This is a genomic window from Variovorax sp. P1_G12, assembly GCF_056405555.1.
On record NZ_JBFUBW010000026.1, the window covers coordinates 40,423 to 53,025 of the forward strand.

Genomic DNA, 12,603 nt, shown 5'->3' on the forward strand with positions numbered 1-12,603 from the left:
GCCATGGGCTCCTCATCTCTGACGCGCAACGCCGCGGGGCCGAAGCGCAACTTCGAGCGGCCGCTGATGGCCGAGTTCCGTCCCTCAGCGCCGCTGCGCTGCGCCGCGCCGGAGAGCTTCAAGGACTGGGGTGGCACCACCAGTGAGCTCAATTCTGAACCCGGCATACGCAGTTTCGAGGTCGCTGTACCTAGCGAGCCCACCTTCGGAGAATCCATGCGCACCGGGTATCTCCCTCCAGTCGAGGGGGGCGGCAACTTTTCCAGCCAAGGCAGCCCCGATGAGCGAATTCAAGCTGCTCGATAGGGCCGAGACCTCTGCGTCGTCGGCAGCATGCCGGGTCAACACCGCACGGAGGTCTTCTGCTGCTTGTCGGAGCTTTGCTTGGTTCATTGCTGTTGCTCTGTGGTTCAGACGACTGCCTCGGACCGACTGTAACGAGGGCGAGCCCCGCTTGGAGCTGGCGGAGGAAAACTGGAGGTCCGTAGCTTACTTCCGGTCTTGGCCGACTGCGGTCTACCGCGGCGAGAGCCATCGAACGGTGAGTATGCATGCCGGCTGGACGCCAAATGCACGATGAAAAACGCCTGGGCCCCATATGACGAAGTCACCATGGCGGCGCAAGGTGTGCGCCAAGATGTCCTGCGGCGGGAAGTCAGCGGTCGCGGAGAACTCAATTCTGAATTCGCTGGTTGGGCTCACCAACACTGACATCGTCCGCCCCTCGCTCAACGGCTTGGGTTCGCCGTTCGGATTTCCCGCCGGATGAGAGAACCACTTGACGCACAGCCCGGCAGCAAGCTCCTCTGCAGGCACATGGCGCAGTTCGCCAGGTGGTTCCTTGGTCCAATCGCTGAACCCGACAAACCAGCCTGTTCCGCTCGTGTCCAAATCGCCGGCGTTGCCGAACTCCACGTTCTGCTCGAGAAGCTGCTTCGATTGCATGCCGAATTCTGTCCTCGTGTTGAACGTCCGGATATGGCCGACTGTAGCCGGTCGCCGACTCGGAGCTTCGGGCCCTCAGCGGGCGAATGGCTCGCTCCGAAGCGGTCGCTCAACCCGTCGACACAACACAGCTTGCGGGACCCGGTGAAACTGGAGCCTGTTCTATGGAAGCAACCTAGTTCTTGGCCAGTTCGCAGAAGCGAATGCGATTGCCAAATGGGTCGGCCACTTCCATCACGCGACCCCAGCCAACAGTTTCGACACCGGGCTTTGCGTAAGAGTACGACTTCGCCAACAGTTCACGGTGCAGCGAATCGATGTCTTCGACTGGCACGAACGTCGTCGACCCCGGTGTTGCGTCTCCGTGGTGCTCGCTCAAGTGCAGCGTCAGGCCAGACCGCTTGACCTGAGCGTACAAAGGAAAGTCCTTCTCAAATCGATGCTCCCATTCGAGGGAAAAACCGAGGAAGTCAAGGTAGAACTCCTTGGCCTTGTCCACGGAAAAGATGCGAATGATGGGTATGGCAGCAGAAAGGTCCATGGCGTTCTACCAAATCGGGATGGGAGTTGTGGGCGACCGCTGTTGGCCGACTGTAGCCGCCCGAGCCCAGCAGCCGATAGACTGACCTGAAATGCGAGCGCTCAACCTGCACTGGCTTCCCAGAGCGCTCTGATTTCTATGTATCCCTCAGCACGGGCGCATGGCGTCTTCGCAACAAGGCGAAGCACCTCGTCCAATGTCTCCGCCTCTATGACGGAGAAGCCGGCCAGCGGGAGAGCATGCTGCGCGTATGGTGTGTCGGACAAGCGAATACTGCCATCCCAATTCGTGACGGTGCTGACCTCCGGTCGAACGGCGGACATCAGGTCGCCGCGAGCGCGGACAACCGCGTCGGCAGCCAAGACTTCGTCCTTCTCAGACGCGCTCAAGCGCTTCCACCCAGCCTCGTCTCCGTACGCCAAACACAGAAATTTCATCTTTGACCCCGATGCTGCGCTACGCCAGTTGGGCTACGCGTCCGAAGCCTCAGTATGCCGGCTTTTGGCCGACCGTCGCCGGTCGAGACCCAAAGCGTTGGGCTCGAAAACCGGGGCCGCGAACACAGGAAGCCTAAGATGCTACTTGGGCGTTTGCCCGGTTTTGGAGCCTTCGCATGACATTGGACGAATACAACACAAGCGTCAGGAACATCCTTGCTGAGCAGCAAAACATTGCTCAGGAGACAGCAAAGCTTGCCCTGTCAGGGATGGCCAATCCGGCCAACCCGCAGTTCGCGGAGTTGATGACGAAGCAGTGGTCCCTCGTTCAGGAACTCGCAAAGCTCAACGCGGACCTGATGCTCGGAATCATCAGACCGAGTTTGTAAGGCGGCCGGTGGTCCGCCCTTATGTGGTCTAGATGGGTCTTCAGACCGCTGAACTGAAGGTCGGACGCCAGCGGCGGCTCATGGCCGGGTACTGTCAGCCTGCCGAGGCCGCAGCTTCAATCCAGACGTCGCCGACCCTAGAGTGTCCGCGAACTGGGCGGCATGGGCGAATGGCCGGTCTTGGGCCGACTGCCGGCAAGCGCGCCAAGAACCATCGAACCGTGGGTATGGACGCCGGCTGGGCGCCAAGGACGACCCGGGCGTGAAGAAGGCTCTCCAAGTCAGGCGTCGCTTTTTCGGCGGCGACCGAACAGCATGGCCGCGAGCGGGATTGTGGTCAGCACGCCAACGGCCACCAGCGTCCATCCGATGTTTTTGCGTTGCTCTTCACTGAGCTTGTCGGAAAGCAGCAGGCCGACTCCCGCCCCCAAGGCGCCGCGGGTCCCAGCCAATAAGGCGAGCTCGGGCAAATTAACTTCAGTTGTGAACACGGCAGAACTCCTTTCGTGCCAGGAAGCTGGCTTAAGTATGCGCTGGAGGTGCCCGTTTTGTATTCGTCAGCGCGCCGATTTCCTCCAGGCGCTATCAAGCGGGCGCACCATCGGAAAACGGCCCAGCTCAGCATGGACGCCGACAATTCCTACGGCCTGGGTCCTGACGCCGTTTCGTGTGGCATGGCCAACGTGTGACCCTGCTGTTGAAGCGCACGGGTTCAACGTGCGAGCGAGCGTCCGCTAAGAAGCGATTTCCACAGCGCAGTCGAACGGCTGGTCCTGGCCGAACGGCGACCTACGTGTGTCGCTACAAATTCAAGGGCTCATCACCAACGCAGTCATCACAAGGGCATTCAGCGCCCTGGCGACCGATGTCAGCTTCGTGCGAAATTCGTTGCTTGGCACCTCGAACTCCGCGGCTGCGCTGAGTCTGTCCGATGTAGTTCGCCGACCGCTCGTTTCCGTGGCGCCAGGGATTCCCAGTCACTAATTCTCAGCGGCGAGTGAAGGCCCCTCCCTACTCCGATTCGAACTTTCTCGCAAGAGAAATTCCAAGGTGGCGCGCTGGTTAGACGCGCGACGATACTGGCTGCCCGCTGAAGGAGAGTGCGATGGCCAACAAGAAAGTTCAGCTCAACGACGAACAGTGGAGTGCGCTCCAAGCTCTCCAGAAGGCCAATGCCCGGCGGTATCCGACCGACTCAATCAAAGTCTCGAATCGCCTAAGTTCGAACGGATTTGTGGAAATGGACCGCCAAGGCGGCAAGCTCCTGACAGACCAAGGGTTGCACCGGTTGCAGCAAGGACGCTAAGCGATTTAGTCGTCTTTGTAGGCGACCACGTCCTCTCGATGCGTGGTTTGCCGGTGTCGGCACGGTGCGGCGACGGGTCGAAGTCAAGCGGGGCTCAGCCGGACCGACCCATCCGCAGCGTCCAGCAACGGACGCGGTGACGGTCGGCTTGTGGCCGAATCTCGTGGTAGACAGGATGGCGCTCATAAGTGCGCAAGGATATTGACCAGCTTCCCGAATGGATCGCGAACGAAGAATCGGCGGACGCCCCAGGGTTCGTCAGCGGGTCCGTATTCGATAGAGAAGCCGGCGGTCCTCATGCGCTCGAGCGCAGCATCCACATCATCCACTTCAATCGATAGGTCCGGCACCAGGGTGCCAGAACCACCTTCCGCGGCGAAGCTCACCTGTATGGCCATCTCTGTCGGAGAGCCAAAGGTCTGAATCCAGCCATGGTCCATCAAAAGCTCGAGGCCAAGGACATCTTGATAGAACGCCCGGGCCCGGCCGGGTTCCAGCGCCTCGAAATTGGCGACGATCCGTTTGACTTGCAACTTGCTTCCTTTTTGTGCTGCTGCGTTCGAACTGGACGGTAGGTCCCAATGACGGCTGTTAGCCGCCTGCCTGTCTACGGCGCCCCCAACGCGATTGACCTCGGTTGGCGCACTCCTCGCGATGGCATCCTGCGGTCATCTTCGAACTATCCGCGCCGAACCCAAGTCACCTTGCCGCCAGCAATCCCCAATGTCCGCCGCGTCGGTTCGAAGTCCATGGTGCCGGGAAATTGCTGGCCGTCCCGTTCTCCGATGCGCCAAGGGCAACCCTTGAGCAGGGCCAGAGCGTCGGCTTCCGTCTTCCCGACAAGGGATGCGTCCGGCACTTGGTCAGCTTGGCAGACCTTGGTTGTGTCAGGCGAGTCGTGAACGAGGCCGGGCGGGCTCGCTGGCGCGGCGGCCGGTGCACCCGTGCATGCACAAAGCAACTGCATGAAAGCTGTGGTGCAGGCAAGCTTCAACCTCGGGCAACGGAAGCGGTTCATGTGGCGTCCTTTCAGGATGAATCGTTGACGGTCCGCTCGTGGCCGACTGTAGCCGGTCATGGCCTCGGGGCTATGGGCCTTGAGCTTCCGCTGCACGACTCGCGCGCCCTACGCGATCAAGGCGCCGACGAACTTGAAACCGCGATGGTCGCTGCTTCGGTGGTGCATGCCGCCGTTTGCGGTGCGCCGACGGCGCGGGCCTTGGCGATCTCGTCGCGTGCAGCGGTCATCTGTGCGTTGAACACCGGGTTGGTGTGCAGACGTGCCACCGTGGCGGAACCGACCAGGCGCCCTGCCGCGATGTCGCTCTGCCAGTGAACGCCGCAAATGCCGCGGCTTTGTGAGAAAGCCCGGCCGCGTTGCAACAGCGCGTCGGCGCGATCGGGCGCCAGTTCAGTCAACACCAGCGCCCAGCCCCAGCCGATGGCTGAGTGGCCCGACGGATAGGAGCCATCCTTGGCCAGAAAGGCTTCTTCCTTCGGCGTGCAACTACCGGTCTTCAGCATGACGAAAGGACGCGTGCGCCCGTACTTGTCTTTGGCCTTGTAGGTCGCCAGGCCGGCATCGGTCAACGTGCGCCGCAGCAGCATGTTCAGGTTGGGTGTGGCCTGCTCGGAAATCTGCACGCCCAAGGCGCACGAGAAAACCGATGCAGCTTCGGGGAAATGCAGGTTCGCATCCGACACGGCCATGGCGCCGCGCGGCGTGCCTTGTTGTTTGGTGAGGTTGCGGAAGGCGGCAGTGTCGGCCGCCAAGGCAGGCGAGCCTTCGGCCGGTGGCGGTGGCAACAGGGCGAGGCTGTCGGGCAGTTCGGCGGGCGCGAGATAGCCTTTCAGGTAGCCGGTGCCGGCGCGCACTTCGCCCACTTCGGTCGGCGAAGTGGGTGCGACCACGCGCGGTGCCGTGGTGCAGGCGGCGGCGAGCAGCGCGACGGTCAGGGCCGCGGTGAGAGTCTGGATTTCCATGGATGCCTCGTTCTAGTGGGAGACGCCATGTTAGTGGCGCTCACGCTCCAAATGTCCGTTCCTGGCCGGCTGCTGCCGGAGCATAGCCGTCAGCGCTGCGGTCGGCGCCTTGCCTTGTCTTCTCGTCTGGACAGGCGTCTCATGCTTCGCTCTCGGGCCAGGTCCGCGGCGGAGGGGCGCGTGAAGTAGCGCCATAGCGCGCCTGCAACGGCTAGGGCGAGCATGACTAGGAAGAAGTACGCCATGAACTCTGTGAGCCATGGCATCAGGTCCTCGCCTTCACCGCCGCCCCCGCCTCGTCTGCGCGCATGAGCCGATGCTGTCATAAGGCTCACCAGAGCGATGGGAGCCAGCATGCGGAATCGAGAGATGGTCATGCGTTCGTGTCGAATGGAAGGGGCGGTTCGAAGGTCTGCAGCTGGCCGACTGTAGCCGGTCGCGCCGGCGGCGGCACGGTGCAACGCGCAGCGCGATCGGAACTGGAGCGATGTCAGGCCCAACCGCGGAGCTGCACAAACCAATGTCCGCATCCTCGACTGAACCCGGCACATTGAAGTAGCCTGCGATGCACTCAAGCGACAGGAATCCCATGAATGCACTCGAACTGAAGGTTCCGCCCCCGGTCGTGGCGTTGGTTCTCGCATTGGCGATGTGGGCTGTCTCTCGGCTCACGCTGACCTTCGAAGTCGCTGCTCCCCTGCGAATTGCTGTTGCGGTTGCCATCGCGCTCGTCGGCGGCGTATTCAGCGCTGCAGGCGTCATCGCGTTTCATCAGGCCCGAACAACCTTGAACCCGATGAAGCCCGAAACTGCCTCATCGTTGGTCACCACCGGCATCTACCGAGTCACCCGCAACCCGATGTACGTTGGTTTGCTTTTCGTGCTCGTCGGCTGGACGGCGTTCCTTTGCGCGCCCTGGACGCTGGCCGGACCGATAGTGTTCGTGGCCTACATGACTCGCTTCCAAATAGCGCCAGAGGAGAGAGCCCTCATGTCGGCATTCGGTGACGTATATGTCAGCTACAAGGCGAGGGTTCGTCGATGGCTCTGAGGCTCTGGGCGTCGCATTAGGCTTGCAGCCCTTGCAAGGAGCCGGGTGGCAACGGCGTCCGACGTGGCGTTGCCACGGGTGCCCGGTTCAGCCCGGGTCGCACATCGACCATGGCGCCAGCGAAGGCACCTGCCCCACCGCGACGTCTTCCGAACGCCACGAAGAGCGGGCGACAAACCACAGCCAGGCGACCAGCCCCGCCGACGCCCAGGCCACCATCGCACGGCCGGCCTGCCCCTGCTGGTCGACCAGGTACACGCTGCACAACTGCTGCGGCGCTTCCTGGTACATCAGGCCCGCGGCCAGGGTCATCCAGAACCCGTTGAGGACGATGAAGGCCTGCAGCACGGTGCCGGCAGAGGCCCAGGACGCGCGCAGCAGCAGCCCCGCGGCGACCAGGCTCGCGACCTTGGCGACGGCCACGCCCGTGTGCAGCACGGCCAGGTCGAGCGCCGCCGGCACCATCCAGAACCCGGTCACGCACAGCGCGAACAGCAGGCCCGGCAGCCCGTGGGCGTTCCAGCGGCCGATGGCGCGGCTCAAGCCGTCTCCGGCCCGGGCGGCCGCGAACCCGCCGAGCAGGAGCAAGGCGGGCAGCTCGAGGCCCATGTGGCGCGCCATCGTGTGTTCGAGCCAGGGATGCGCAGCCGCCAGGCCGGCCAGCAGCAGGCCCGGCGCGAGGTCGCGCAGAAGGTGGCTCCAGCGTCTCGCCATGCTCACGCGCCTGCGGCGCTGCGCAGGTAGTCGGCCAGCGCGATGTCCGGGCGATCGATGTCGTAGGCACGGCTCAGGCGGCCGTCCTCGCCGATCAGGAACAGCGCCGCGTTGTGCGAATAGCCGCCCTGCCCGTCCGGCAGCACGACGACGCCGAACAGGTCCAGCATGGCCCGCAGCTGGCCTGGATCGCCGACGCCGGCGAAGCGCCAGACCGCGGGGTCGGCGTCCAGCCGCCGCGCCTGTTCGGCCAGCACCTGCGACGTGTCGTTGGCCGGATCGAAGCTGAGCGTGAGCAGCCTTACCCGGTCGCCGAGCCCGCGCGCCTGGATCTCGCCCTGCAGCCAGGATTGCCCGGCGACGCTGGTGAGGCACACGGACTGGCAGCGCACATAGGCCAGCGTGACGAAGGTGACCCGCCGCGCAGGCCGGCCGTAGTCGCTCAACGCCAGCGGCTTGCCGCCGGCGTCGATCAATCCGATCGCGGGCAGCGTGCGCGGCGCACTTGCGAGCTCGGCGCGCCTCACGCCGTCCGAGGTCACGGCGGCGAAGCCATGGGTCACGGCCGCGAACGCAGACAGCGCCGCGACGGCCACGATGGCCGTCGACGCCAGCGTGCGCCAGCCGCGCATCACGGCGGCGTCCCGCCGGCGGACGCTGCGAACTTCTGCAGTTCGGCAATGCCCGGCCAGGGCTGCGTGCGCTCGGCGCTGGCCTTGCGCGCGGCCTGCACGGCCGTCGCGTCCACCGCGGCACTGGCATTGCCCCATTCGGCGCGGATGAAGCTCAGCACGGCGGCCAGCTCGGCGTCGTTCATCTGCTCCCCGAAGGCGGGCATCGAGCCGTTGTAGGTCGTGCCGGCGACTTCGATCGGACCATTCAGTCCGTGCAGCACGATCTGGATCGGGATCTCGGCCGGCCCCTTGACCCACGACGCATTCGCCAGCGGCGGAAAGACGCCCGGCAGCCCCTGCCCGGCCGCCTGGTGGCAGGCCTGGCATTTGGCGACGAACAGCTGGCGCCCGTCGACGGTGCCTCCCTGCGCCGGCGCCGTCCCCTTGGCCAGCGTGGCCGGCGCGCGCTGGTCGCCCAGTCCCGCGAGGCCATCGGGCCTGGCCAGCAGGATGTAGCCGACGGCCCACACCACGAGCCCCAGCGCCAGGCCCAGCACCACCCGCGGCACCGGGTTGTACTGCTCGTGCGGATCGGCGTGCTCGCTGCTACGGCTTTGCTGGGGCTGCTTCATCGTTGTTCTTTCCTGTGGGGACTTCGGGCGACGCGTTGGCGGCGGCCGGCGCTTCGAGCCCGCGGCGCGCCGGCAGCATGCGCGTGACGGCCTCCGCCTGCGCCGGCGTGAGCACGGGGTACTCGCGCTGCAGGCTCTGCAGGTAGGCCACGAGATCCAGCGCCGCCGGCGTGGCGACCACCGTCTTGCCGAGCGGCACGGTGCCGGGCGGCAGCGCCACGATGCGCTCGCCCTTGGCCGCGCTGCCTTCGTTCTTCACTTCGAACAGGAAGGGATACGACGGCATGATGCTGCCCGGCACGTAGGCCCGCGGCTGAAACAGGTGGCCCAGGTGCCAGTCCGCGCTGGGCTGGCGGACGCCGATGTTGAAGAGGTCCGGCCCGGTGCGCATCGTCCCGAGCAGCGGCGGCTCGTCGTAGTGGTAGTCGCCGGCCACCGAGGCGCGGCCCCAGCCCCGCTGCGCATCGGCGATGCCGGCGCCGGTGGTGCTGGGCTGCTGCGTATGGCAGGCGATGCAGCCGTTGGCCATGTAGACCGTGCGGCCCCGGAGCTCCTGGCTGCTGTAGGGCTTGAGGGCCGGCGGCGCCGGCTCGTCCTTGAGCTGCAGGAAGGGCACGATGATCATCGCGGCGGTGGCGAGCGAGAGCGTCACCATCGCGCCGCTCACGAGCTTGAGTTCGTTTTCCATGGTGTCAGACCGCCGAGGTGTGGAGTGCGATGCGGTCGGTCTGCGTGAACACGCCCGAGCGCGCGGTGATCAGCGCGACGTGCCACGCGAACACCAGGTGGCCGAGCGTCATCAGCGCGCCGCCGATGGAGCGGCCCTGGAGCCAGGGCAGCGTGACCGCGACCGAGTCCATGAAGGGGCGCGCCGGGTCGAGCAGGATCAGGCCCTGCAGGATGCCGCCGATGCTCAGCGTGATCATGTAGACCGCGAAGCCGGCCACCACCAGCCAGAAGTGCAGGCTGATCAGCGCGGGCTTGGGCCAGCGGGTGTCGAGGATGCGCGGCAGCGCGAAATACACGCCGCCGAAGATCACCATCGACACGAAGCCGTACATGCCCAGATGCGCGTGCGCCACCGTGAAGTGCGTGAAGTGCGTGACCGCGTTGAGCGAGCGCAGCGCTTCGAGCGAGCCCTGCAGCGAGGCCAGCGTGTACATCACGGCGCCGAAGAAGATGAAGCGCAGCACGTGGGAGTGCTTGAGCGCGCTGAAGTGGCCCTGCAGCGTCAGGTGCTGGTTGAGCGAGAAGGCCACCACCGGGATGATCATCATCACGCTCTGCACGATCGACAGCGTGATCAGCCACTCCGGGATCGGTCCGCCGATCAGGTGATGGGCGCCGACCTGCCCGTAGAAGAAGGCCAGGGTCCAGAAGCCGAGCAGCGACAGGTTGTACGAGCGCACCGGCCGGCCGATGACCTTGGGCAGGAAGTAGTAGACGCAGGCGATCGACAGCGGCGTGTAGAACAGGCCCAGCACGTTGTGGCCGAACCACCAGTTCATCGTCGCCTGCTCGACCCCGAAGTGCACGCCGGGGATCTTGGCCACGATGTAGAGCGTGGGGAACCAGAACAGCGCCGCGCCCATGTACCAGACCGACACGTACAGATGCTGGACCTGGCGCCGCTGCAGCATCAGCGCCATCGGCAGGCCGATCAGCATGCCGCCGACGGCGAACAGGCCGCCGATCTGCCAGGGGATCTCCAGCCACTCCATGCCGGCGCTCAGGCCGATGGCGATCGCGCCCAGCCCGGCGATCAGGCCCGCGTTCCAGAGCACGGCGCCGACGATGACCAGGCGCCCGCCCATCAACTGGGTCTTGAGCAGGCGCGGCAGCATCCAGATCGCCAGGCCGAGCAGGCCCAGCGGCGCCCAGCCATAGGCCACCGCATTGAGGTGCAGCGTGCGCAGGCGGCCCATCGTGAGCCAGGCGTGTTCGGTCATCAGGTCGGGCCAGTGGAGCTTGAGCGAGGTCAGCAGGCCGGCGGCCGAAGCCACCAGCAGCCAGACCACGGCCGAGCCGATGAGCACGAAGGCCGGGAACGCGCTGGAGCGGTCGGCCGCCTCGCGGACCGTCGCCTCGCTGGGCGCCATGCCCCGGGCCGGCGCTGCCTGGCCCGCGGTCACGGCCGCCAGCCGGCGCTGCTGCTCCGCGCTGGCCGAGGGCTCCTCGGGATGGCCGATCTCGCCGGCCGAGAAGATGGTGCGCGCGCCGGTCGATTCGGCATCGAACAGGCCCTTGCGCAGCGACCAGATGAATGCAAACAGGCCGGTGATCGACAGCAGGAAGGTGGCCAGCAGCAAGGCGGTGGGGTTCATGTCCTCTTTCTGTCTTCCCGAGGGTCAGGCACGGGGCCGGGGAAGAACGTGACCACGATCCTAGGTCGCATGGATCAGATCGTGAATCACCAGTTGCCTCGTCAAAAAGCAGATCAGATAGCGATCCACCCGCCACCCCTTCCCCGCATCGGGCCGACAAGCTCACATTCATGCGTTTCACTACAATCCACGAAATTGCATATCAGCGCACGCCGGGCCAGCCCGTCGCGAGCTGCATCCGGGAGGCATTGATGAAGCTCTACGAAGCGCTGGCCGCCGACATCGAGGCGTCGATCCGCACCGGCGTGCTGCATGCCGGCGACCGCCTGGCGTCGGTGCGCCACACCAGCCAGAGCCGGGGCGTCAGCGCGTCCACGGTGTTCCAGGCCTACTACCTGCTCGAGGCCCGCGGCCTGATCCGGGCCAGGGAGCGGTCGGGCTACTACGTCTCGGCCGGCGTCAGGCAGGTGCCGCCCGAACCGGACCTGACCTCGCAGCCCAGGGACGAATCGATCGCGGTCGACGTCAGCGAACAGGTGTTCGAGATCCTCGAATCCAGCATGACGCGCGATGTCGTTCCCTTCGGCTCGGCGTTTCCGAGCCCGTTGCTGTTCCCGCTGGGGCGGCTCGGCCAGGCCATGGCCTCGAGCGCGCAGTCGCTGGACCCCTGGAGCACGGTGGACGACCTGAGCCCGGGCAACGAGGCGCTGCGCCGCCAGATCGCGCTGCGCTATCTGGCCGACGGCATGCCCGTGCACACGGACGAGATCGTCATCACCAACGGCGCGCTCGAAGCCCTCAACCTGTGCCTGTCCGCCGTGACCCGTCCCGGCGATTCGGTGGTCGTCGAATCGCCCACCTTCTATGCGGCGCTGCAGGCGCTCGAGCGCATGGGGCTGCAGGCCATCGAGGTGCCGACCCACCCCCGCGAAGGCATCGACCTCACGGCCCTGGAGCATGCGATCTCGCGCCACAAGCCGAAGGCGTGCTGGCTGATGACGACCTTCCAGAACCCGCTCGGGAGCTCGATGCCGGAGGCCAAGAAGAAGGCGCTGGTGGAACTGCTCGCGCGCCACCAGCTGCCGCTCATCGAGGACGACGTGTATGCCGAGCTCTATTTCGGCGACAAGCGCCCGGCGCCCGCGAAAGCCTTCGACACGCAGGGCCTGGTCATGCACTGCTCCTCGTTCTCGAAATGCCTGGCGCCCGGCTACCGCATCGGCTGGGCGGCGCCCGGGCGCTTCGTGAAATCGGTTGCGCGCCAGAAGCTGACGACCACGCTGAGCGCCTCCGCGCCGGCGCAACGCGCGATGGCGCTCTACCTGGAGCGCGGCGGATTCGACAAGCACCTGCGCAAGCTGCGCCAGACGCTGGCGGCCCAGCAGGCCACCTTTGCCGAGGCGGTCGGACATCACTTTCCGAGCGGCACGCGGGCCACCCGGCCCGCGGGCGGCTACTTCCTGTGGGTCGAACTCCCCGAGGGCATCGACGCGCTGAAGGTCCATCGCCATGCGCTGTCGCTCGGCATCAGCGTGGCGCCAGGACCGATCTTCTCCGCCAGCCGCGCGTTCACGAACTGCCTGCGGCTGAACTACGGCCACACCTGGGATGCGCGCAGCGAGCAGGCCCTGTCGAGCCTGGGGAGACTGGTGTCGTCGCTGTAGTCT

General features: G+C 65.6%; 17 protein-coding genes. 5 read left to right on the forward strand and 12 right to left on the reverse strand.

Features of this window, described 5'->3' with window-relative positions; all coding sequences use genetic code 11:
* The first annotated feature begins 3 nt into the window (after positions 1 to 3).
* Positions 4 to 306, forward strand: coding sequence for a hypothetical protein (locus AC1D2O_RS26015; protein WP_477650285.1), 303 nt, complete (start codon positions 4 to 6; stop codon positions 304 to 306).
* 210 nt (positions 307 to 516) lie between these two features.
* On the opposite strand, the gene AC1D2O_RS26020 is transcribed toward AC1D2O_RS26015, so the two are convergent.
* The 3 genes from AC1D2O_RS26020 to AC1D2O_RS26030 all read right to left on the reverse strand — a co-directional run bounded on the left by AC1D2O_RS26020 (position 517) and on the right by AC1D2O_RS26030 (position 1,923).
* A complete protein-coding gene (locus AC1D2O_RS26020) occupies positions 517 to 945 on the reverse strand; it encodes a hypothetical protein (RefSeq protein WP_477650514.1) in 429 nt (142 codons plus the stop codon).
* Between the two features lie 175 nt (positions 946 to 1,120).
* Positions 1,121 to 1,486 (reverse strand): glyoxalase superfamily protein, encoded by a 366-nt coding sequence (locus AC1D2O_RS26025; protein WP_477650515.1) that lies wholly within the window; start codon positions 1,484 to 1,486, stop codon positions 1,121 to 1,123.
* Between the two features lie 101 nt (positions 1,487 to 1,587).
* The gene (locus AC1D2O_RS26030) at positions 1,588 to 1,923 is read right to left on the reverse strand and encodes a YciI family protein (RefSeq protein ID WP_477650516.1); all 336 of its coding nucleotides are present in this window, start codon (positions 1,921 to 1,923) and stop codon (positions 1,588 to 1,590) included.
* A 176-nt stretch (positions 1,924 to 2,099) separates the two neighbouring features.
* Here AC1D2O_RS26030 and AC1D2O_RS26035 point away from each other — a divergent pair, with 176 nt between their 5' ends.
* On the forward strand, positions 2,100 to 2,312 hold the full coding sequence (locus AC1D2O_RS26035; RefSeq protein ID WP_477650517.1) for a hypothetical protein: 213 nt from the start codon (positions 2,100 to 2,102) through the stop codon (positions 2,310 to 2,312).
* Positions 2,313 to 2,593: 281 nt separating this feature from the next.
* On the opposite strand, the gene AC1D2O_RS26040 is transcribed toward AC1D2O_RS26035, so the two are convergent.
* The gene (locus tag AC1D2O_RS26040; protein ID WP_477650518.1) at positions 2,594 to 2,803 is read right to left on the reverse strand and encodes a hypothetical protein; all 210 of its coding nucleotides are present in this window, start codon (positions 2,801 to 2,803) and stop codon (positions 2,594 to 2,596) included.
* Between the two features lie 614 nt (positions 2,804 to 3,417).
* Here AC1D2O_RS26040 and AC1D2O_RS26045 point away from each other — a divergent pair.
* The gene (locus tag AC1D2O_RS26045; RefSeq protein WP_478158145.1) at positions 3,418 to 3,618 is read left to right on the forward strand and encodes a hypothetical protein; all 201 of its coding nucleotides are present in this window, start codon (positions 3,418 to 3,420) and stop codon (positions 3,616 to 3,618) included.
* Positions 3,619 to 3,800: 182 nt separating this feature from the next.
* Here AC1D2O_RS26045 and AC1D2O_RS26050 read toward each other — a convergent pair whose 3' ends face one another.
* From AC1D2O_RS26050 to AC1D2O_RS26060, 3 genes are all read right to left on the reverse strand, one after another.
* On the reverse strand, positions 3,801 to 4,151 hold the full coding sequence (locus tag AC1D2O_RS26050) for a VOC family protein (RefSeq protein ID WP_478090238.1): 351 nt from the start codon (positions 4,149 to 4,151) through the stop codon (positions 3,801 to 3,803).
* A gap of 146 nt (positions 4,152 to 4,297) precedes the next feature.
* Entirely contained in the window at positions 4,298 to 4,636 is a 339-nt protein-coding gene (locus tag AC1D2O_RS26055) for a hypothetical protein (RefSeq protein ID WP_478090239.1), read from the reverse strand.
* Between the two features lie 116 nt (positions 4,637 to 4,752).
* On the reverse strand, positions 4,753 to 5,493 hold the full coding sequence (locus tag AC1D2O_RS26060) for an acid phosphatase (protein ID WP_478158146.1): 741 nt from the start codon (positions 5,491 to 5,493) through the stop codon (positions 4,753 to 4,755).
* Positions 5,494 to 6,190: 697 nt separating this feature from the next.
* On the opposite strand from AC1D2O_RS26060, the gene AC1D2O_RS26065 reads away from it, so the two are divergent.
* Positions 6,191 to 6,652 (forward strand): methyltransferase family protein, encoded by a 462-nt coding sequence (locus AC1D2O_RS26065; protein WP_478090241.1) that lies wholly within the window; start codon positions 6,191 to 6,193, stop codon positions 6,650 to 6,652.
* Between the two features lie 87 nt (positions 6,653 to 6,739).
* On the opposite strand, the gene AC1D2O_RS26070 is transcribed toward AC1D2O_RS26065, so the two are convergent.
* Genes AC1D2O_RS26070 through AC1D2O_RS26090 form a run of 5 tightly spaced genes read right to left on the reverse strand, consistent with a single transcriptional unit; the run spans position 6,740 to position 10,936 of the window.
* Positions 6,740 to 7,366, reverse strand: a complete 627-nt coding sequence (locus tag AC1D2O_RS26070) for a hypothetical protein (RefSeq protein ID WP_478090242.1) — start codon at positions 7,364 to 7,366, stop codon at positions 6,740 to 6,742.
* Between the two features lie 2 nt (positions 7,367 to 7,368).
* Positions 7,369 to 7,998, reverse strand: coding sequence for an SCO family protein (locus AC1D2O_RS26075; protein ID WP_478090243.1), 630 nt, complete (start codon positions 7,996 to 7,998; stop codon positions 7,369 to 7,371).
* Positions 7,998 to 8,612 (reverse strand): c-type cytochrome, encoded by a 615-nt coding sequence (locus AC1D2O_RS26080; protein WP_478090244.1) that lies wholly within the window; start codon positions 8,610 to 8,612, stop codon positions 7,998 to 8,000. The genes AC1D2O_RS26075 and AC1D2O_RS26080 overlap by 1 nt, the downstream gene beginning before the upstream one ends.
* Positions 8,587 to 9,300: a cbb3-type cytochrome c oxidase subunit II gene (locus AC1D2O_RS26085; protein WP_478090245.1), complete on the reverse strand. Its 714-nt coding sequence runs from the start codon at positions 9,298 to 9,300 to the stop codon at positions 8,587 to 8,589. Before AC1D2O_RS26085 ends, AC1D2O_RS26080 begins: the two co-directional genes overlap by 26 nt.
* Before the next feature lie 4 nt (positions 9,301 to 9,304).
* Positions 9,305 to 10,936: a cbb3-type cytochrome c oxidase subunit I gene (locus AC1D2O_RS26090; protein ID WP_478090246.1), complete on the reverse strand. Its 1,632-nt coding sequence runs from the start codon at positions 10,934 to 10,936 to the stop codon at positions 9,305 to 9,307.
* A gap of 251 nt (positions 10,937 to 11,187) precedes the next feature.
* Here AC1D2O_RS26090 and AC1D2O_RS26095 point away from each other — a divergent pair, with 251 nt between their 5' ends.
* Positions 11,188 to 12,600, forward strand: a complete 1,413-nt coding sequence (locus AC1D2O_RS26095) for an aminotransferase-like domain-containing protein (RefSeq protein WP_478090250.1) — start codon at positions 11,188 to 11,190, stop codon at positions 12,598 to 12,600.
* The last annotated feature ends 3 nt before the right edge of the window (positions 12,601 to 12,603 follow it).

Excerpts from the sequence above, each read along its gene's own strand:
- AC1D2O_RS26015 (WP_477650285.1), top strand. The coding sequence starts at position 4 with ATGGGCTCCTCATCTCTGACGCGCAACGCCGCGGGGCCGAAGCGCAAC.
- AC1D2O_RS26020 (WP_477650514.1), bottom strand. The coding sequence starts at position 945 with ATGCAATCGAAGCAGCTTCTCGAGCAGAACGTGGAGTTCGGCAACGCC.
- AC1D2O_RS26025 (WP_477650515.1), bottom strand. The coding sequence starts at position 1,486 with ATGGACCTTTCTGCTGCCATACCCATCATTCGCATCTTTTCCGTGGAC.
- AC1D2O_RS26030 (WP_477650516.1), bottom strand. The coding sequence starts at position 1,923 with ATGAAATTTCTGTGTTTGGCGTACGGAGACGAGGCTGGGTGGAAGCGC.
- AC1D2O_RS26035 (WP_477650517.1), top strand. The coding sequence starts at position 2,100 with ATGACATTGGACGAATACAACACAAGCGTCAGGAACATCCTTGCTGAG.
- AC1D2O_RS26045 (WP_478158145.1), top strand. The coding sequence starts at position 3,418 with ATGGCCAACAAGAAAGTTCAGCTCAACGACGAACAGTGGAGTGCGCTC.
- AC1D2O_RS26055 (WP_478090239.1), bottom strand. The coding sequence starts at position 4,636 with ATGAACCGCTTCCGTTGCCCGAGGTTGAAGCTTGCCTGCACCACAGCT.
- AC1D2O_RS26065 (WP_478090241.1), top strand. The coding sequence starts at position 6,191 with ATGAATGCACTCGAACTGAAGGTTCCGCCCCCGGTCGTGGCGTTGGTT.
- AC1D2O_RS26070 (WP_478090242.1), bottom strand. The coding sequence starts at position 7,366 with ATGGCGAGACGCTGGAGCCACCTTCTGCGCGACCTCGCGCCGGGCCTG.
- AC1D2O_RS26075 (WP_478090243.1), bottom strand. The coding sequence starts at position 7,998 with ATGCGCGGCTGGCGCACGCTGGCGTCGACGGCCATCGTGGCCGTCGCG.
- AC1D2O_RS26080 (WP_478090244.1), bottom strand. The coding sequence starts at position 8,612 with ATGAAGCAGCCCCAGCAAAGCCGTAGCAGCGAGCACGCCGATCCGCAC.
- AC1D2O_RS26085 (WP_478090245.1), bottom strand. The coding sequence starts at position 9,300 with ATGGAAAACGAACTCAAGCTCGTGAGCGGCGCGATGGTGACGCTCTCG.
- AC1D2O_RS26090 (WP_478090246.1), bottom strand. The coding sequence starts at position 10,936 with ATGAACCCCACCGCCTTGCTGCTGGCCACCTTCCTGCTGTCGATCACC.
- AC1D2O_RS26095 (WP_478090250.1), top strand. The coding sequence starts at position 11,188 with ATGAAGCTCTACGAAGCGCTGGCCGCCGACATCGAGGCGTCGATCCGC.